The following is an 18,730-nucleotide window of genomic DNA, read 5'->3' on the forward strand; positions in this document are numbered from 1 at the left end:
CCGGCGCGAAAGGGTTGCAGGGGGTTGCAGGTTCACCCCGGCCGCGCGGCGGGTTAGCGTCGCTCCCGTGACCTCCGAGCCCGTCCCGCCGCAGCCGACCCTCGTCGACGGCGCGGTGACGCTGCGCCCGTGGCGCGCCGACGACGCCGAGGCGGCGCGGCTGCAGCACGACGAGGAGATCGCCCGCTGGTTCCGCTTCCCCGGGGTGACCCCGAGCGCCGAGCAGCAGGGCGCCGCGATCGAGCGGTGGCAGCGCGACTACGCCGACGGGCGCCGGGTCGTCTCGTTCGTCGTCGAGGTCGACGGCCGCGTCGCCGGCAGCGTCGAGGTGCGCCGCACTGTCGGCCGCGACGCCACCGGTCACCTGTCGTGGGCGCTGTTCCCCGACTTCCGCGGCCGCGGCCACGCCGTGACCGCCGTGCGGCTGCTCGTGGACTACGCCTTCGGCGACCTCGGGCTCGCCCGCGTCGAGGCGTACGTCGACCCGGACAACCGCAGGTCGGTCCGGCTGGCCACGCGGGCCGGGCTGCGGCGCGAGGGAGAGCTGCGGGGGTATGAGTCGGACCGCGAGGGCGTACGGCGGGATGCGGTGCTGCTGGCCCGGCTCGCCGACGACCCCGAGGTCGGCACCGGCGAGATGTTCCGGGCCGCGCTCAACGCGGGCCTGCCGCGCAAGCGCACGATCAGCCAGGGGCTGGTCCGCAACCAGCGTGGCGAGGTGCTGCTGTGCGAGCTGACCTACAAGCGCTACTGGGACCTGCCCGGCGGCGTGGTCGACCCCGACGAGTCACCGGCGCACGCGGTGCTGCGCGAGGTCGGTGAGGAGCTGCAGGTGCCCGCGCGGCTGCGGCGCCTCGTGGTGGTCAGCTGGCTGCCGCCGTGGCAGGGCTGGGACGACGCCATGCTCTACCTGTTCGAGCTGTCCGTCGCCGAGGACGAGGTGGCGCGAGCGACGTTGGAGCCCAGGGAGATTCGCGCGATCCACTGGGCCGACGCCGAGACCGTGCGCGCTCGCTGCGCGCCGTACACCGCCCGCCTGATCGAGCACGCGACCCAGCTGCTCGACGCCGGGGCGCCGACGGCATACCTGGAGGACGGCGAGCCGCCGACCTGGTGAGCCGCCCACCTGGTGCGGGTCAGTAGTCGCGCTCGCGCTCGGGCATCACGACGTTGAGCGCCCAGCTGACCAGGCTGATGATCAGGCCGCCGATGATCGCGCTCCAGAAGAAGCTGTCGACGTGGAACGACAGGTTCAGCCCGCCGGAGATCCATGACAGCAGCTGCAGCATCGCGGCGTTGATGACCAGCGTGAACAACCCGAGCGTGAGGATCAGCGCGGGCAGCGCCAGCACGATGGCGACCGGCTTCACCAGCGCGTTGATCAGCCCGAAGATCGCCGCGACGACGACCACCGTGATGACCTTGGCCATGGTGTCGGTGCCGTCCTGCACGAGCGTGATGCCCGGTACGGCGAGGGCGGCGACCCAGAGCGCGACGGCGTTGATGCCGACCTTGACCAGGAAGTTGTCCATGCCTCCAGTGTCCCAGGCGCGCCCGGCGACCGCCCTCGACCCGGTCGTAGAGTCGCCGTGTGCCGCCCCAGCCCTCCGCGCCGATCCCGCTCGTCCTCGACGTCGACACCGGCATCGACGACGCCATGGCGATCCTGCTCGCCGCGCTGCACCCCGACCTCGACCTGCGCGCGGTGACCTGCGCCGGCGGCAACGCCCCGCTCGAGGACGTCGTGCGGAACACGTTGACCGTGCTGGAGATCGCCGGCCGCACCGACGTGCCGGTGGGGGTCGGCGCGCGGCGGCCGCTGCTGGAGCAGCCGGTCGACGCCCGCCACGTGCACGGCAGCGACGGCATGGGCGACCTCGGCCTCCCGGCGCCTCGGACGGAGCCCGACCCGCGGATCGCGGTGGAGCTGCTGCGCGACGAGGCCGAGCGGGCGTACGCCCAGGGCCGGCCGCTCACGCTCGTCCCGTTGGCGCCGATGACCAACGTCGCGCTGCTGGCGCGGGTGCACCCCGACGCGTTCGCGCGGCTGGGGCGCGTGGTGTTCATGGGTGGCGGGGCCGACGTGAGCAACGCGACGGCCGCCGCGGAGTTCAACGTCTTCCACGACCCGGAGGCCACCGCACTCGTGCTCGACGCGTGCGTGGAGCATGACGTGCCGGTGACGATGTACGGCCTCGACGTCTTCTACGCCCCGCGCGTCACGCGCGAGCAGTCGCAGGCGCTGCGCGACCTCGGCACCCCGGTCGCCACGCTCGCGGCCGGGCTCACGTCGTTCCACCAGCGGGTGTTCCAGGACGGCACGATGACCGTCGGCGACGCCGGTGCGGTCGCGAGTCTCCTTGTGCCGCAAGCGGTTCGGACCGAGCGGCGCCCCGTTCGGGTGGAGCTTGCCGGGACCTGGACCCGCGGCCGCACCATCGTCGACCGCCGCGACTGGACCGGCGACATGGAGCACGACCCGCACGGCCCGGCGCGCGCGATGGTCGACGTCTGCCTCGGGGTCGACGGCGACGCGCTGCGCGACGTGTGGCTCGCGACCGTGCGCGGGGAGGTGGGCTGAGTGGGCCGCGTCGTGGTGCTGGGCTCGCTCAACGTCGACCTGGTCGCGCCCGTGCGCCGGCACCCCAGCCCCGGCGAGACGGTGCTGGCCGACGGCATGGACCGCTACGCCGGCGGCAAGGGCGGCAACCAGGCCGTCGCCGCCGCGGCGGCGGGCGCCGGGGTCGCGATGGTCGGGTGCGTGGGCTCCGACGAGGCGGGGAGGGCGTACGTCGGGCGGCTGGGTGAGCGTGGCGTCGACACCTCCGCGGTCGTGACCGTCGAGGGCCCGAGCGGTCACGCGCTGATCACCGTCGACGACGCGGGGGAGAACGCCATCGTCGTCGTCCCCGGCGCCAACGGCGAGGTCACCTGGGAGCGGGTCGGCGCCGCGCTCGGCGACCTCGCGGCCGACGACGTGCTGCTCGTGCAGCTGGAGATCCCGTTCGGCACGGTCGGGCGGGCGGCCCGTCTCGCCGCCGAGCGCGGGGCCCGCGTGGTGCTCAACACCGCGCCGTACGCCGACCTGCCGCCCGAGGTGCTCGACCTCGCCGACCCGGTGGTCGCCAACGAGCACGAGGCGCAGCTGCTGGCCGCTGCCGGGGCGGCGCCCGGGTCGCTGCTGGTGACCAGGGGAGCCGACGGTGCGGAGTGGGGAGACGTGAATCTGCCTGCGGTCGTTGTGGATCCGGCCGAGGTGGTCGACACGACCGGCGCCGGTGACGCCTTCTGCGGAGCGCTGGCTGCGGCCCTGGCGGACGGTGCCGACCGCGAGCAGGCGCTGCGGGCGGGGCTGCGCGCCGGCGCGGCGGCTGTGCGTCACCGCGGGGCCCAGTCCCGCCCGGACCTCTGACCGCGGCCCGGCTGCGCTCGTACAGTGACGGCATGACCGAAGACCCCAAGCCGGCCAACGCTGTCCGGCTGCGCGCCACGCTCGACTCCGTCCCCGGGTACAAGCCCGGCAAGCCCGCGGCGCCGCGCACGGACGTGACGACCTACAAGATCAGCAGCAACGAGAACCCCTACCCGCCGCTGCCGTCGGTGCTGGAGGTCGTGCGCGAGTCGGCCGGGTCGATGAACCGCTATCCCGACATGGGGGTGTCCGGGCTGAGCGCGCGGATCGCGGACGAGCTCAAGGTCGAGCCCGACGAGATCGCGACCGGCACGGGCAGCGTGGGCGTGCTCGGTCAGCTCGTCGCGATCACCTGCGACCCCGGTGACGAGGTCGTCTACGCGTGGCGCTCGTTCGAGGCCTACCCCATCGTCGTCGCGCTCGCCGGCGCGGCGTCGGTGCAGGTGCCGCTGACCTCCGACGCGCGGCACGACCTCGACGCCATGGCGGCGGCCGTCACCGACCGCACCCGCCTGATCCTCGTGTGCACGCCCAACAACCCCACCGGCCCGGTCGTGCACGCCGACGAGCTCGAGCGGTTCCTCGCCGCCGTGCCTTCCGACGTGGTCGTCGTGATCGACGAGGCCTACCTCGAGTTCGTCACGGACCCCGAGGCCCCGCAGGCGATCGACGTGTGGCGGCGTCACCCGAACGTCGCTCTGCTGCGGACGTTCTCGAAGGCGTACGGCCTCGCCGGGCTCCGCGTCGGCTACGCCGTCGCGCACGAGCCGGTCGCCACCGCCCTGCGCAAGGCGGCGGTGCCGTTCGGCGTGAGCCAGCTCGCCCAGGACGCCGCGATCGCCAGCCTCGACGCGTTCGGCGAGCTGCAGCAGCGGGTCGACGCGCTGGTCGGCGAGCGCACCCGCGTCTTCGACGCGCTGCGGGCGCAGGGCTGGGACGTGCCCGAGACGCACGCCAACTTCGTCTGGATGCCGCTCGGCCCCGACACGATGGCGTTCGCGCGGGCCTGCGACGAGGCCGGCCTGGTGGTGCGCCCGTTCGACGGGGAGGGCGCCCGCTGCTCCATCGGCGAGACCGAGGCGAACGACCGGCTGATCGAGGTGGCCGGCGCGTTCCGCGGGTCCCGCGGCGCCGACGCCGGCGCGTGAATGTGCCTGTGACGCAACGGATCCCGGGTCTGCAGCTCGTCGACCACGAGCTGGAGGTGCCGCTCGATCACGACGCCCCCGGCGGCGACACGCTGACGGTCTACGCCCGTGAGGTGACCGGGCCCGACGGCGGCGGCGACAAGCCGTACCTGCTGTCCTGCAGGGCGGACCCGGCGGCGAGAGCCCGCGGCCGGGCGTGCCGACCTCGCCCGGCTGGCTCGGGCGGGCCATCGAGGACTACCGCGTGCTGCTGCTCGACCAGCGCGGCACCGGTCGCTCCGCACCCGTCGGCGACCTGCCCGGGATGAGCCCCGAGCAGCAGGCCGAGCACCTCACCCACTTCCGCGCCGACTCGATCGTGCGCGACGCCGAGCTGCTGCGCGCGCACCTCGGCGTCGAGCGGTGGAGCCTGCTCGGGCAGTCGTTCGGCGGCTTCTGCTCGCTGACCTATCTGTCGCGGCACGCCGACAGCCTGCGCGAGGTGATCTTCACCGGTGGCATCCCGCCGGTCGCCACCCCGGTCGACGAGGTCTATGCCGCGACCTACGCGCGCACGATCGAGCTGGTCGAGCGGTTCTACCGCACCTTCCCCGGCGACCGGGACCGCATGCGGGCGCTGGTCGAGCGGTGCGCCGCCGGCGAGGTCAGGCTGCTGTCCGGGCGCGAGGTCAGCGCCCGGCGGGTGCGCACGCTCGGGGCAGGTCTCGGGATGACCGGGGGCGCGGAGGAGCTGCACTTCCTGCTCGAGCGCGACCCGGCGTCGCCCATGTTCCGCGCCGAGCTGGAGCGGCACCTGCCGTTCTCCGGCAGCTCGCCGATCTACACCGTGCTGCACGAGGCCTGCTACGCCGACGGGGGCACGACCGACTGGTCGTGCGAGCGGGTGCTGCCGAGGGCGTACGGCGGGGACGAGAGTCTGCTGACCGCCGAGCACGTCTTCCCGTGGATGCTCGAGGAGGTCGACGGGCTCGCGCCGCTCGCCGACGCCGCGCAGCTGCTGGCCCGGCACGAGTGGCCGCGGCTCTACGACGAGCAGGCGCTGCGCTCCGCCGAGGTGCCCTGCGTGGCGGCGGTGTACTACGACGACCCGTACGTCCTGCGCGAGCACTCCCTCGAGACCGCCGGTCTGCTGCCCGACGCGAGGCCGTGGATCACCAACGAGTGGCTGCACAACGGGCTGCGCACCGGCGACGTGCTGGACCGCCTCATCGACCTGGTGCGCGGCCGCCGCTGACGCCGGCGCGCGACGTGGTGCAGGCCCCGCCTTGCGCTCCCGATTCGGTCCCGTCCGGGACCGCGCGTTAGCCTTCCCACACGCTCTGTGAGCGGCACCACACCGTGGTGGTGACGTCCAGGGGTTGTCCACCCTCTGGGACCGAGTGCGTGCGACCCGCGGCCCGCCCCGGCCGTGGACCGAAGGAGATCGCAGTGAGTGACCCCAACGACGTGGTCAGGCACCACGAGAACACCGTCCTTCCGGTCGGTGAGCACGACATCACCGACGGCGGGCCCGACATGGTGCAGTTCGTCGACGGTGACGGCAACCGGCTGAGCACCAACGCCGCCAACGAGCCGTACGCCGGCATCGTCGAGGCGATGACCCCCGACGACGCCCGCGCGCTCTACCGCGACCTGGCGCTGGTGCGGCGCATCGACGCCGAGGGCCACGCGCTGCAGCGGCAGGGCGAGCTGGGTCTGTGGCCCTCGCTGCTCGGCCAGGAGGCCGCGCAGGTCGGTGCCGGTCGTGCGATGCGCCCGCAGGACTACGCCTTCCCCGGTTATCGCGAGCACGGCGTCGCCTGGTGCCGCGACGTCCCGCCGGAGAACCTGCTCGGCATGTTCCGCGGCGTCAACAACGGCGGCTGGGACTCGGGCGAGCACAACTTCCACCTCTACACGATCGTCATCGGCAACCAGATGCTGCACGCGACCGGTTACGCCATGGGTCTGCAGCGCGACGGCGTGGTCGGCACCGGCGACCCCGACCGCGACGCCGCGGTGATGGCCTTTACCGGCGACGGCGGCACCGCCCAGGGCGACTACAACGAGGCGCTCGTCTTCGCCGACGTCGCCAACGCGCCCGTCGTCTTCTTCGTGCAGAACAACCAGTGGGCCATCTCCGAGCCCAACCACAAGCAGTTCCGCATCCCGCCCTACCAGCGCGCCCGCGGCTTCGGCTTCCCCGGCGTGCGGGTCGACGGCAACGACGTGCTGGCGGTGTACGCCGTCGCCAAGACCGCGCTCGACGCGGCCCGCGCGGGGCAGGGGCCGACGCTGATCGAGGCGTTCACCTATCGGATGGGCGCGCACACCACGTCGGACGACCCGACGAAGTACCGCATCGCCACCGAGATCGACATCTGGCGCGAGAAGGACCCGATCAAGCGGATGCGCGGCTTCATGGAGACCAAGGGTTACGCCGACCCGCAGTTCTTCGAGGACATCGACGCCGAGGCCGACGAGCTCGCCGCGCGCATCCGCAAGGCCGCGCAGGAGATGCCCGACCCGGAGCTGCCGACGATGTTCGACCACATCTACGCCGACCCGCACCCGCTGGTCGAGCGCGAACGGGCCGACTTCGTCGCCTACCACGAGTCGTTCGAGGCGGAGGCGAACTGATGGCACAGACGCAGAAGCTCACCCTGGCCAAGGGCCTCAACGCGGGGCTGCGGGCCGCGATGGAGCGCGACCCCAAGGTCGTGCTGCTGGGCGAGGACATCGGCAAGCTCGGCGGCGTCTTCCGCATCACCGAGGGTCTGCAGAAGGACTTCGGCGAGGACCGCGTCATCGACACCCCGCTGGCCGAGTCGGGCATCCTCGGCACCGCGGTCGGCCTGGCGCTGCGCGGATATCGCCCCGTGGTCGAGATCCAGTTCGACGGGTTCGTCTACCCCGCGTTCGACCAGATCGTCAGCCAGGTCGCCAAGATGCACGCGCGCTCGCTCGGCTACCTCAAGCTGCCGATGGTGATCCGCATCCCGTGCGGCGGCGGCATCGGTGCGGTCGAGCACCACAGCGAGTCCAACGAGGCCTACTTCGCCCACACCGCCGGTCTGCGGGTGGTGTCCTGCGCCAACCCGGCCGACGCGTACTGGATGATCCAGCAGTCGATCGAGTCGGACGACCCGGTGGTGTTCTTCGAGCCGAAGCGCCGATACCACGAGCGCGGCGAGGTCGACATCGACGAGGCAGCGGGTGCGCCGCTGGAGCTGGGGCAGGCCGCGGTCGTGCGCGAGGGCACCGACGCGACGCTGCTGTGCTACGGCCCGATGGTCAAGACCTGCCTGCAGGCGGCGGCCGCCGCCGAGCAGGAGGGACGCTCGCTGGAGGTCGTCGACCTGCGCTCGCTGTCGCCGCTCGACGTCGACACCATCGTCGGCTCGGCCAAGAAGACCGGCCGGGTCGTGGTGGTGCACGAGGCGAGCACGTTCGTCGGGCTCGGCGCCGAGCTCGCCGCCGAGATCCAGCAGGAGTGCTTCTACCACCTGGAGGCGCCGGTGCTGCGCGTCGGCGGCTACAACATCCCCTACCCGCCCAGCCGGTTCGAGGAGGAGTTCCTGCCCAACCTGGACCGGGTGCTCGACGCCGTCGACCGCTCCCTCGCCTACTGACCCACCCAAGCCCACCCAAGCCGGTCGAGTAGCCGCGAGGAACGAGCGGCGTATCGAGACCCACCCAAGCCGGTCGAGTAGCCGCGAGGAACGAGCGGCGTATCGAGACCCCCGCAGCAACAAGGAGACGCACACCATGGCGGTGAAGCTGTTCAAGCTCCCCGACCCGGGCGAGGGCCTCGTCGAGGCCGACATCGTGACCTGGAAGGTCAAGGTCGGCGACCAGGTCAAGACCAACGACATCGTCGTCGAGATCGAGACCGCCAAGTCGCTCGTCGAGCTGCCGATCCCGTGGGAGGGCACGGTCGTCGAGCTGCTCGTGAGCGAGGGCGACACGGTCGACGTCGGCGCGCCCATCGTCTCGATCGACGTGGTCGGGTCCGACCGAGACGACGAGCACGCCTCGGCCCCCGGCGCGGGCGGCGACTCGGTGCCGACCGGTCCCGGCTCGTCCGACGAGGCCGGCGGCGAGCGGGTCGCGAACCTCGTCGGCTACGGACCCTCGGCCGGGTCGACGAGCCGGCGCGCACGCAAGGCCGCCGCGCGTGCAGACGGACAGGAACAACCTCGGCAGGCGCCCGCTCCTGAGCCGGAACCGGTGGCCGAGCCCGACGTTTCTCCTGTCGGTCTGCACGCCGACCGCCCGCTCGCCAAGCCGCCGGTGCGCAAGCTGGCCAAGGACCTCGGCATCGACCTGCGCCAGGTCACAGCGAGCGGCCCCGACGGGATCATCACCCGGGCCGACGTCGAGGGCTTCACCGCCGGCTCCGGCGCCTCCGAGGGCGACGCGTCCGCGGCCCGCCCCGCCCCCGTCGTGCGCCCGGGCGAGCGCGAGACCCGCATCCCGATCAAGGGCGTGCGCAAGATGACCGCGCAGGCGATGGTCGGCTCGGCGTTCACCGCGCCGCACGTCACCGAGTTCATCACCGTCGACGTCACCCGCACGATGGAGCTGGTCGAGCGGCTCAAGGGCGAGCGCGACTTCCGCGACGTCAAGGTCACCCCGCTGCTGGTGCTGGCCAAGGCGCTCACCCTCGCGGTGCGGCGCAACCCCGAGATCAACGCGACCTGGGACGAGCAGGCGCAGGAGATCGTGGTCAAGAACTACGTCAACCTGGGCATCGCCGCGGCCACCCCGCGCGGCCTGGTCGTGCCCAACATCAAGGACGCCGACGCCATGTCGCTGCGTGACCTCGGGGTCGCGCTCGGTGAGCTGGTGAGCACCGCCCGCGACGGACGTACGCCCCCGTCGGACATGGCCGGCGGCACGATCACCATCACCAACGTCGGGGTGTTCGGGGTCGACAACGGCACGCCGATCATCAACCCGGGCGAGGCCGCGATCCTGTGCTTCGGCGCGATCCGCAAGATGCCGTGGGTCGTCACCGACGAGCACGGCAACGACGCGATCGTGCCGCGGCAGGTCACCCAGCTGTCGCTGTCGTTCGACCACCGGCTGGTCGACGGCGACCTCGGCTCGCGCTTCCTCGCCGACGTCGCCGCGCTGCTGGAGGACCCGGCCCGCGCCCTGGTCTGGGGCTAGCCCCATCGTCGACGGCGGCATGTGCGTGCATCGTCGACGGCGGCACAGATCCGACGACGGCGGCCCACGTCTTAAGTGGTCCGCCGTCGTGATTTCTGTGCCGCCGTCGTCGGCCCGGCCGGGCGGGTGAGCCTGCGAGGCCGGGTTACTCCTTCGCCGCGTGCTTGGGCTGGTAGCCGTCGCCGCGCGGGTCGTTCTCGCTGACCTCGTCGAGCAGGTGCCCGGCGCTCACGGCGGCACCGGTGCGGCAGGCGTCGTCGAGCGCCCCGTGCTGCCGTACGTCCTCGTCGGGGGCCGCGTGCCGCGGCCCGTCGGCGTGGGCGGGCTCAGCGCCGACCCCCTCGTCACCAGAACCCGTGCTCGCAGCACCCGCGTCGCGCGCGCGCTCGGCGTGCTCGGCCTGCGCGGCGGTCCCGATCGCCGCGGCGCCACCACCGGTCGTCGCCGCCGCCCCGGCCGCCGCCCCGGCCGCTGCCGAGTCGGCCGCGCGGGCCTGCATCGCCGACTGCTGACGCAGCTCGATCGGCGGCATCATCAGCAGCACCAGCAGGCCGAGGATCGCGATGAACCCGGCGACGAGGAACACCTGCGCCATCGAGTCGGCGAACCCCTGCTGGAACGGGTGGGCCAGCGTGTCGGGCAGCCGGTTGATGACCGAGGAGTCCTTGTCGACCTGACCCAGCCCGGACGCGTGCCCCTGCGGGTCGGCGAGCCCCTGGACGAGGTCGTACGCCGCCTGGTCGGACCGGATCTGCGGGTCCTGCAGCGCCTGCCCGACCGCCTGCCGGAACTGAGGAGACTGGGCCTCGGCGCTCAGCGCGGACTGGATGTTGCCGCCGACCGTGCTGAACAGCAGCGACAGGAACACCGCGACGCCGATCGTGCCGCCCATCTGGCGGAAGAACGTCGCGCTCGAGGTGGCGACACCGATCTCGCGCGGCGACACGGCGTTCTGCACGATGAGGATCAGCGGCTGCATCGAGTTTCCGAGCCCGACGCCGGTCACGAACATCATCAGCATGACGACCCACAGCCGGGTGTCGGCCGAGATCGTCGACAGCAGGAACAGGCCGATCGTCAGCAGTGTCGCGCCGATGATCGGGAACGGCCGCACGATGCCCTTCCGGGCGGTGATCTGACCCGACACGATCGAGGCGAGCATCATGCCGCCCACCATCGGCAGCATCATCAGGCCCGACTGCATGGGCGAGGCGCCGTGCACGATCTGCATGTAGAGCGGCAGCATCATCATGCCGCCGAACATCGCGAGGCCGATCACGACCGAGCCGATGATCGTCACGCTCACCGCGCGGTTCTTGAAGATGCGCAGCGGGATGAGCGCGGCGTCCTTCATCCGCCACTCGGCGACCACGAACAGCGCGACGCCCAGCGCGCCCACCACGAAGCAGGCGATCGAGCGGCCCGACCCCCAGCCCCAGGTGCGGCCCTGCTCGGCGACGGTCAGCAGCGGCACGAGGCCGACGATGAGCGCCGCGGCGCCCCACCAGTCGACCTTGAGGTCGAGACGCTGGTGGTCCAGCTTGAGGGTGCGGGTCACGACCAGCAGCGCGAACAGGCCGATCGGCACGTTGACCAGGAAGACCCAGCGCCAGCCGGTGATGCCGAGGATGCTGTCGTGGCCGGCGAAGAACCCGCCGATGACTGGGCCGAGCACGCTGGAGGTGCCGAACACGGCGAGGAAGTACGCCTGGTACTTCGCCCGCTCGCGCGGCGGCACGATGTCACCGATGATCGCCAGGGCGAGCGACATGAGCCCGCCCGCGCCGACGCCCTGGATCGCGCGGTAGCCGGCGAGGCCGTACATCGACTCGGCGAACGAGCACAGCAGCGAGCCGATGACGAACACCGTGATGGCGAACAGGAACAGCTTTTTGCGGCCGTAGATGTCGCCGAGCTTGCCGTACAGCGGCGTCGCGATCGTCGAGGTGATCAGGTACGCCGTCGTCACCCAGGCCTGTGCGTCCAGACCCTGCAGCTCGTCGGCGATGGTGCGGATGGCCGTGCTGACGATCGTCTGGTCGAGCGCGGCGAGGAACATGCCGAGCAGCAGCCCCGCCAGGATCGTCATGATCTGCCGGTGGGTCAGCTCCCCCGTCCCGCGCTCGTCGGCCGTGGTTGCCGTCACTTCTTCTCCTTCTTGGTCAGGTCGTGGATCACCTGCGGGTCGGTCGCCATCTGGGCGCGCACGTCGAGCACGGAGGCTCGGAACCGGGTGAGCAGCTCGCCGAACGTGTCGACGTCGTCGACGTCCCAGTCGCGCAGGAGGTACTGGAAGTAGGTAGCCCGGCGGGCGCGGGTCGACTCGATGAGCGCGTGGCCGCTGTCGGACAGCTGCACCAGCTGGGCCCGGCGGTCGTCGGGGTCGGGTCGCTTCTGCACCAGCCCGCTGGTGAGCAGCTGCGACACCTGGCGGCTCACGGTGCTCACGTCGGAGCCCACGCGCTCGGCCAGCGCCGACACCCGCAGCGGCTCGGTCGCGAGCGTGAACAGCAGCGGGTAGGCCGCGTGCTCGACCCCGTCGGCCGGCCGGGGCATGTGCTGGCGCATGGAGGTCAGCGCCTTCAGCGTGTGCACGACGTCGGTCGCCAGGGCGTCGGCGCGCGCTTCGTCCACGGCCACGGGATCACCTGCTCTGTCGGGGGGTCGGCTCGGGCAGAGCGCCCGCCGATAAGTTGGTTGTGCCATACAAACATAATCCCGACGTACGTCCGCGGCAAGCCGGGCGCCGGCGCTCAGGGAGTGATGGTCAGCACGTCGAGCACGCGTCGGGCGACGTCGTCGTCGCCCTCGACGCTGTAGTGCACCTCGTCGGCGCGCTTGCGACCGGCGCCGAGACGGGTCAGCGCCTCGGTGGTGAGCCGGATCGTCGTGACCGACTCGGGGTGCCCGTGCCCGTCGGAGTCACCGCTGAAAAGAGGCTCTGCCAAAGGCTTTTCGGGGTCGTCACCCTCGACGATGCGGATGCCCTCGCGGGCGGTGACCGGGCCGGTGCTCTCCAGGATCACGACGGTGCCGACGGGCAGGCCGGCCTTGCGCGCGGCGCGGCCGGGGAAGCCGGCGAGCACCTTGCTGACGAACAGGGCGGCGGCGGGGGAGTCGAGGTTGCCGGGGCGGCCGAGCGCGCCGCGGATGTCCTGCTCGTGCACCCACAGGTCGACGGTGCGCAGCGCGAGCAGGTCGACGGCGGGCATCTCGCCGAGCGGTCCGGTGAGCACGGTGTCGGGCTCGAGGTCCTCGCCGGCGAGCACGGCCAGCCGGTCGGGCAGCAGCCGCTGCAGCTCGGCGACGACCTGCGACCCGGTGCGCGGGCGGCGCACCTCGACGGCCTTCTCGATCTCGCGGGCGAAGTCGTGGCGCAGGTGGGGGTAGTCGGGCACCGACACCTGCGGGTCGTGCACCCCGGCCCCGGCGGCCTCGACGCCGGCGACGTGGGAGAACTGGTCCTTGACGGTCCAGCCGGGGCAGTCGGTCTCGAGGGCGAAGTCCTCGTCGTGGCAGGTGAAGCCGAGGTCGATGACGGCCTTGAAGGTGCCGGCGTACGCCTCGGCGAGGTCGCGCAGACTCTCGGGCGGAAGCGGATGCGTGGCCATACAGGAACCCTACTTACCCTGTCCCAGTGACCCAGCAGTCCTCCACGAGTCCTCCACGATCCGGGCAGCCTCCCCTCCGCAAGGGTGAATCCGCTGGTCTGGGAGTGCCGTTCGTCGGTCTGGTCGTCGTCGCCGGCCTCCTGTTCAGCGCCATGGCGGCGATGTTCGGCGGGGCCGCAGCGCCGATCGAGCTGTCCGACGCCGGGCCCGTCGTCCGGTGGGGCATCCCCCTGCTGCGGGTGGTGCACGACCTGGCCGCGGCGCTGACGGTGGGCATGTTCCTGCTGGGCGGCCTGCTGATGCCGGAGGGCAAGAACACCCAGCGCAGGGCGTACGCCGGGCGCTTGGCCACCGCGTCGGCGACGGTCTGGGGTCTGGCGGGTCTGCTCGGCGGGGTCATGGCGTACTCCGACCTGTCGGGCACCGCGATCGGCTCGTCGGGCTTCTTCTCCGCCTACTGGACCAACACCTGGCAGCTGGAGCTGCTGCGCGCGCCGGCGATCACCTCGTTCGCGGCGCTGGTGATCGCGCTGCTGTCCTCGATCGAGCGCGGCCGCAACGCGATGGCGTGGCTGTTCTTCGCGTCGGTCGTCGCGATCCTGCCGCTGGCGCTGGTGGGTCACGCCGCGGGCTCGGCCGACCACGACTCTGCGGTCAACTCGCTGGCCTTCCACCTGGTCGGCGCCACCATCTGGGTCGGCGGTCTGCTGGCGCTGCTGCTGCTGTGGTCGCGGCTCGGCAAGGGCGCGGCGGCGACGGCCGCGCGCTACTCCAGGATCGCGCTCTGGTGCTTCGTGCTGGTCGCGCTGTCCGGCCTGCTGAACGCGGCCGTCCGGCTCGGCGGCTTCGGGGAGCTCACCAGCGACTACGGCATCCTCGTGCTGGCCAAGACCGCGGCGCTGGTGGTGCTCGGCGGGTTCGGCTACCTGCAGCGCGAGCGCGTCATCCGGGTGCTCGAGCGCAGCCCCGACGAGAAGGCGCCGCGCGGCGCGTTCGCCCGGTTCGCCGCGCTCGAGGTGCTCGTCATGGGCGCCACCGTCGGCATCGCGACGGCGCTGGCCCGCACGCCCCCGCCGGGCGGGGAGGAGATCAGCGCCTCCGACCCGGTGCTCGACCGCACCGGATACCCCACGCCGCCCGACTTCACCGTCACCCGGCTGCTGACGATGTGGCGCACCGAGTGGCTGTTCACGACCGTCGCGGTCATCGCGATCGGCGTCTACCTCGCGTGGATGCTGCGGCTGCGCCGCCGCGGCGACTCCTGGCCGATCCACCGCACCATCTGCTGGGTCGCGGGCTGGCTGCTGTTCGTCTACGTCATCGACAGCGGCATCGGCATCTACGGCCGGGTCATGTTCTCGATCCACATGATCGAGCACATGATCATCTCGATGGGCGTGCCGCTGCTGCTCGTGCTCGGCGCCCCCGTCACTCTCGCGCTGCGGGCGCTGCCCAAGCGCAAGGACGCCACGCTCGGCCCGCGCGAGCTGATCCTCGCCACGGTGCACTCGCGGGCGACCCGCTTCTTCGGCAACCCGGTCGTGGCGGCGGTGCTGTTCTTCTTCAGCCTGGTCGTCTTCTACTACTCGCCGCTGTTCGGCCTGGCGCTGCAGACCCACACCGGGCATGTGCTGATGATCGTGCACTTCCTGCTGACCGGTTATCTGTTCGTCTGGTCGCTCATCGGCGTCGACCCCGGCCCGCCGAAGCTGCCGGCGCCGCTGCGGCTGCTGGTGCTGCTGGTCACGCTCGCCTCGCACGCGTTCTTCGGCGTGGCGCTGATGACCGGCACCACCCTGCTCGTGCCGGAGTTCTTCAACGCCCTGCAGCTGCCCTGGGTCCCCGACCCGCTGGACGACCAGCAGGCCGCCGGCGCGGTCGCGTGGGGCACCGGTGAGCTGCCCACGGTGATCCTCGCCGTGCTGGTGACGGCAGACTGGTTGCGCTCGGACAACAAGGAGGCCCGGCGCCAGGAGCGTCAGGCCGAGCGTGACGACGACGCCGACCTGAAGGCGTACAACGAATATCTGGCCGGCCGCGCCGGCCGTGGTGGACCGCCCAAGGAGTGAGCATGCGCATCGCCGTGATCCAGCTGGCGTACGACGACAGCGAGTCCGTCGCCGAGCGCACCGAGCGCGCGGCCGGGCTCGTGGAGCAGCAGCGCGGCCACGACCTCGTGGTGCTGCCCGAGCTGTGGTCGGCGGGCGGGTTCGACTACCGCTCGTGGGAGGAGCGCGCCCAGCAGGTCGACGGTGACGTCGTGCAGCGCATGGCGCAGGCCGCCCGCGAGATCGGCGCGATGGTGCACGCCGGGTCGATCGTCGAGCGCCCCGGCGACGAGACCGGCCCCGAGGGCAAGGAGCTGTGGAACACCTCGGTCGTCCTCGACGCCACCGGCGAGCGCGTCGCGACCTACCGCAAGATCCACCGGTTCGGCTTCGGCGGCGGCGAGCCCAAGCTGATGGAGGCGGGCGAGGACGTCGTGCTGCTCGACCTGCCCGACGGGTCGCGAGGCGCGCTGTCGACCTGCTACGACCTGCGCTTCCCCGAGCTCTATCGGGCCCAGATCGACCAGGGCGCAACAGTTTTCGTCATTCCCGCCGCGTGGCCGATGGCGCGCGTGGAGCACTGGCGTCTGCTGCTGCGCGCCCGCGCGCTGGAGGACCAGTGCGTCGTCGTCGGCTGCAACACCGCCGGCACCCACGCGGGCACCGAGATGGGCGGCCACAGCGCCGTCGTCTCGCCCACGGGCGAGGTGCTGGCCGAGGCCGGTGCGGGCGAGGAGGTGCTGTCGGTCGAGGTCGACACCAGCACGGTCGCCAAGGCCCGCGAGGACTTCCCGGTGCTGGCCGACCGCCGCCTCTGACGCCTCCGCAAGGAGGGCCAGGGGGCCGGCCATCCTCGCCGTGGGCTGGGAGGGCGGGGGCTGGGATACTGCCGCGCATGGCGATGCGCGTGCTGGTGGTCAACGGCCCCAACCTCAACCTGCTCGGTCAGCGTGAGCCCGACGTCTACGGCGCGGGCACCCTGGCCGACGCCGAGCAGCGGTGCGTCGCCGTGGCCGGCGAGCTCGACTGCGAGCTGACCTGGGTGCAGTCCAACCGCGAGGGCGACCTGGTCGACGCGGTGCAGGGCGCCGCCGGGAGCGCGGACGCGCTGATCGTCAACGCCGCCGGATACACCCACACCTCGGTCGCGCTGCGCGACGCGCTCGCGGCGGTGGCGCTGCCGTTCGTCGAGGTGCACGTGTCCAACGTGTTCGCCCGCGACGCCTTCCGGCACCACTCCTACCTGTCCGACCTCGCCTCCGGCGTGATCGTGGGCTGCGGCATCCAGGGTTACGAGCTGGCGTTGCGCCGGCTGGCCGATTTGGGCTGACCCGACCCCGACGTACGCCATCGCCGGGCCGCTCCCGCCCGCGCGGCTGCGGCGGTCGCGGCCCCTACCTCAAGAATGCGCGAGGCGCACAGGCATGCCTGTACGCCTCGCGCATCTTTGCGCTGCTCGGGTCAGAACGCGGCCTCGGGCAGCTCCATCAGCTCCAGGTTGACGCCCTCGGCGATCACCCGATCGGCGGCGAGGCGCGGGAGGACGGTCTGCGCGAAGAACTTCGCGGCCGCGACCTTGCCGGTGTAGAACGCCTCGTCCTTGCCGGCGTCGCCCGCGTCGAGCCGGGCCTGGGCGACCTCGGCCTGGCGCAGCAGCAGCCAGCCGATGATCACGTCACCCGCGCCCATCAGCAGCCGCACCGAGTTGAGGCCGACCTTGTAGGCCTCCTCGGGCTGGTCCATCGCCGCCATGGCGTGGCCGCCCATGACGCCGAGGATCGCCTGGAAGTCGTCGACGGCCTTGCCGAGCAGCTCGCGCTCGGTCTTCAGCGTGTCGTCGCCGGCGCCGCCCTTGACGGTCGCGGCGATCTCCTGGGCGAGCCAGCCGATGGCCTGACCCTGGTCCTTGATGATCTTGCGGAAGAAGAAGTCGAGCGACTGGATCGCCGTGGTGCCCTCGTAGAGGGTGTCGATCTTGGCGTCGCGGATGTACTGCTCGACGGGGTAGTCCTGCAGGAAGCCCGAACCGCCGAAGGTCTGCAGCGACTCGGTGCCGAGCAGCACCCACGCCCGCTCCGAGCCCACGCCCTTGACGATCGGCAGCAGCAGGTCGTTGACCCGCTGGGCGAGGTAGGCCGGCGAGTCCTGCGCGACCGTCTCGCTGCCGGTGCGCAGCTGCTCGACGTCGACGGTGTCCTGCTGCGAGGCGGTGAAGATCACCAGCGCGCGCAGGCCCTCGGCGTACGCCTTCTGCAGCATCAGCGACCGGCGCACGTCGGGGTGGTGGGTGATCGTGACGCGCGGCGCGTCCTTGGCCGGGGTGGTCATGTCGGCGCCCTGCACGCGCTCCTTGGCGTAGTCGAGCGCGTTGAGGTAACCGGTCGACAGGGTCGCGATCGCCTTGGTGCCCACCAGCATTCGCGCGTGCTCGATGACGCGGAACATCTGGGCGATGCCGTTGTGCTCGTCGCCGAGCAGGGTGCCGGTGGCCGGCTCCTTGTCGCCGAACGTCAGCTCGCAGGTGGTCGAGACCTTCAGGCCCATCTTGTGCTCGACGTTGGTGACGTAGGCGCCGTTGCGCTCGCCCAGCTCGCCGGTCTCCAGGTCGACGTGGAACTTGGGGACGATGAACAGCGACAGGCCCTTGGTGCCCGGGCCGGCGCCCTCGGGGCGGGCGAGCACGAAGTGGATGACGTTGTCGACCATGTCGGACTCGGCCGAGGTGATGAAGCGCTTCACGCCCGTGACGTTCCAGGTGCCGTCGTCGTTCTGCGCGGCCTTGGTGCGGCCGGCGCCCACGTCGGAGCCCGCGTCGGGCTCGGTCAGCACCATCGTGCAGTGCCAGCCCTTCTCGACGATCCACCGAGCCAGCTTCTTCTGCTCGTCGGTGCCGAGGACGTACAGCAGCTTGGCGAAGGCGTAGCTCGCGGCGTACATCGCGATCGCCGGGTTGGCGCCGAGCACCATCTCGTTCATCGCCCACTTCAGCGACGGCGGCGCGACCGTGCCGTCGAGCTCGCCCGGGACGTCGACGGCCCAGAAGCCGGAGTCGATGTAGGCCTGGTAGCTCTTCTTGAAGCTCTCGGGGATCTGTACGTCGGTGGTCGCCGGGTCGTAGACCGGCGGGTGGCGGTCGGCGTCGTCGAACGAGGCGGCCAGGTCGTTCTCGGCCAGGACCGACATCTGCTGCAGCATCTCGCGCGCGGTGTCGGCGTCGAGCTCGGCGTAGGGCCCGGCCCCCAGGACGTCCTCGCGCCCGAAGACCTCGAAGAGGTTGAACTCCAGGTCGCGCACGTTGCTCTTGTAGTGACCCACTGATGGCTCCTTCGGCCGCATGTTACTCGTCGGTACGAATCC

General features: G+C 71.9%; 16 protein-coding genes. 11 read left to right on the forward strand and 5 right to left on the reverse strand.

Annotation, left to right across the window (positions count from 1 at the left end; translation table 11 throughout):
* The first annotated feature begins 67 nt into the window (after window positions 1-67).
* On the forward strand, window positions 68-1,117 hold the full coding sequence (locus tag FB554_RS15980) for an NUDIX hydrolase (protein ID WP_236022176.1): 1,050 nt from the start codon (window positions 68-70) through the stop codon (window positions 1,115-1,117).
* Window positions 1,118-1,136: 19 nt separating this feature from the next.
* Here FB554_RS15980 and FB554_RS15985 read toward each other — a convergent pair whose 3' ends face one another.
* Window positions 1,137-1,532, reverse strand: coding sequence for a phage holin family protein (locus tag FB554_RS15985; protein WP_142007681.1), 396 nt, complete (start codon window positions 1,530-1,532; stop codon window positions 1,137-1,139).
* A 59-nt stretch (window positions 1,533-1,591) separates the two neighbouring features.
* On the opposite strand from FB554_RS15985, the gene FB554_RS15990 reads away from it, so the two are divergent.
* The 7 genes from FB554_RS15990 (at window position 1,592) to FB554_RS16025 (ending at window position 9,714) form a co-directional block, all read left to right on the forward strand.
* Window positions 1,592-2,581: a nucleoside hydrolase gene (locus FB554_RS15990; protein WP_236022177.1), complete on the forward strand. Its 990-nt coding sequence runs from the start codon at window positions 1,592-1,594 to the stop codon at window positions 2,579-2,581.
* A complete protein-coding gene (locus FB554_RS15995) occupies window positions 2,582-3,412 on the forward strand; it encodes a ribokinase (RefSeq protein ID WP_142007682.1) in 831 nt (276 codons plus the stop codon). It begins immediately after the preceding gene.
* A 32-nt stretch (window positions 3,413-3,444) separates the two neighbouring features.
* Complete coding sequence (hisC, locus tag FB554_RS16000; RefSeq protein WP_142007683.1) at window positions 3,445-4,560, forward strand: histidinol-phosphate transaminase; 1,116 nt, start codon at window positions 3,445-3,447, stop codon at window positions 4,558-4,560.
* 196 nt (window positions 4,561-4,756) lie between these two features.
* Window positions 4,757-5,794, forward strand: a complete 1,038-nt coding sequence (locus FB554_RS16005) for an alpha/beta fold hydrolase (RefSeq protein WP_338070578.1) — start codon at window positions 4,757-4,759, stop codon at window positions 5,792-5,794.
* Window positions 5,795-6,006: 212 nt separating this feature from the next.
* Complete coding sequence (gene pdhA / locus FB554_RS16015) at window positions 6,007-7,179, forward strand: pyruvate dehydrogenase (acetyl-transferring) E1 component subunit alpha (RefSeq protein WP_236022415.1); 1,173 nt, start codon at window positions 6,007-6,009, stop codon at window positions 7,177-7,179.
* Window positions 7,179-8,171 (forward strand): alpha-ketoacid dehydrogenase subunit beta, encoded by a 993-nt coding sequence (locus FB554_RS16020; RefSeq protein WP_142007684.1) that lies wholly within the window; start codon window positions 7,179-7,181, stop codon window positions 8,169-8,171. The genes pdhA and FB554_RS16020 overlap by 1 nt, the downstream gene beginning before the upstream one ends.
* 136 nt (window positions 8,172-8,307) lie before the next feature.
* Window positions 8,308-9,714, forward strand: coding sequence for a dihydrolipoamide acetyltransferase family protein (locus tag FB554_RS16025; RefSeq protein WP_142007685.1), 1,407 nt, complete (start codon window positions 8,308-8,310; stop codon window positions 9,712-9,714).
* Window positions 9,715-9,859: 145 nt separating this feature from the next.
* Here FB554_RS16025 and FB554_RS16030 read toward each other — a convergent pair whose 3' ends face one another.
* From FB554_RS16030 to FB554_RS16040, 3 genes are all read right to left on the reverse strand, one after another.
* Complete coding sequence (locus FB554_RS16030) at window positions 9,860-11,860, reverse strand: MDR family MFS transporter (protein WP_142007686.1); 2,001 nt, start codon at window positions 11,858-11,860, stop codon at window positions 9,860-9,862.
* On the reverse strand, window positions 11,857-12,354 hold the full coding sequence (locus FB554_RS16035) for a MarR family winged helix-turn-helix transcriptional regulator (RefSeq protein ID WP_170206950.1): 498 nt from the start codon (window positions 12,352-12,354) through the stop codon (window positions 11,857-11,859). Before FB554_RS16035 ends, FB554_RS16030 begins: the two co-directional genes overlap by 4 nt.
* A 113-nt stretch (window positions 12,355-12,467) precedes the next feature.
* A complete protein-coding gene (locus FB554_RS16040; protein ID WP_142007688.1) occupies window positions 12,468-13,325 on the reverse strand; it encodes a maleylpyruvate isomerase family mycothiol-dependent enzyme in 858 nt (285 codons plus the stop codon).
* 104 nt (window positions 13,326-13,429) lie between these two features.
* Between FB554_RS16040 and FB554_RS16045 the strand changes: the two genes are divergently transcribed.
* The 3 genes from FB554_RS16045 (at window position 13,430) to aroQ (ending at window position 16,703) form a co-directional block, all read left to right on the forward strand.
* Window positions 13,430-15,394 (forward strand): bifunctional copper resistance protein CopD/cytochrome c oxidase assembly protein, encoded by a 1,965-nt coding sequence (locus FB554_RS16045; protein WP_236022178.1) that lies wholly within the window; start codon window positions 13,430-13,432, stop codon window positions 15,392-15,394.
* 2 nt (window positions 15,395-15,396) lie between these two features.
* Complete coding sequence (locus tag FB554_RS16050) at window positions 15,397-16,191, forward strand: carbon-nitrogen family hydrolase (RefSeq protein ID WP_142007689.1); 795 nt, start codon at window positions 15,397-15,399, stop codon at window positions 16,189-16,191.
* Window positions 16,192-16,268: 77 nt separating this feature from the next.
* On the forward strand, window positions 16,269-16,703 hold the full coding sequence (gene aroQ / locus FB554_RS16055) for a type II 3-dehydroquinate dehydratase (protein ID WP_142007690.1): 435 nt from the start codon (window positions 16,269-16,271) through the stop codon (window positions 16,701-16,703).
* Between the two features lie 131 nt (window positions 16,704-16,834).
* Here the strand turns inward: aroQ and FB554_RS16060 are convergent, their stop codons facing one another.
* Window positions 16,835-18,688: an acyl-CoA dehydrogenase gene (locus tag FB554_RS16060; protein WP_142007691.1), complete on the reverse strand. Its 1,854-nt coding sequence runs from the start codon at window positions 18,686-18,688 to the stop codon at window positions 16,835-16,837.
* Window positions 18,689-18,730 lie beyond the last annotated feature (42 nt).

The sequence above is a fragment of the Barrientosiimonas humi genome (genome assembly GCF_006716095.1).
Lineage (GTDB): Bacteria > Actinomycetota > Actinomycetes > Actinomycetales > Dermatophilaceae > Barrientosiimonas > Barrientosiimonas humi.

What these genes read in the sequence shown, in the direction of transcription:
- aroQ (WP_142007690.1), top strand. Translation starts at nt 16,269, where the DNA reads ATGGCGATGCGCGTGCTGGTGGTCAACGGCCCCAACCTCAACCTGCTC.
- FB554_RS16050 (WP_142007689.1), top strand. Translation starts at nt 15,397, where the DNA reads ATGCGCATCGCCGTGATCCAGCTGGCGTACGACGACAGCGAGTCCGTC.
- FB554_RS16020 (WP_142007684.1), top strand. Translation starts at nt 7,179, where the DNA reads ATGGCACAGACGCAGAAGCTCACCCTGGCCAAGGGCCTCAACGCGGGG.
- FB554_RS16025 (WP_142007685.1), top strand. Translation starts at nt 8,308, where the DNA reads ATGGCGGTGAAGCTGTTCAAGCTCCCCGACCCGGGCGAGGGCCTCGTC.
- hisC (WP_142007683.1), top strand. Translation starts at nt 3,445, where the DNA reads ATGACCGAAGACCCCAAGCCGGCCAACGCTGTCCGGCTGCGCGCCACG.
- FB554_RS15985 (WP_142007681.1), bottom strand. Translation starts at nt 1,532, where the DNA reads ATGGACAACTTCCTGGTCAAGGTCGGCATCAACGCCGTCGCGCTCTGG.
- FB554_RS16040 (WP_142007688.1), bottom strand. Translation starts at nt 13,325, where the DNA reads ATGGCCACGCATCCGCTTCCGCCCGAGAGTCTGCGCGACCTCGCCGAG.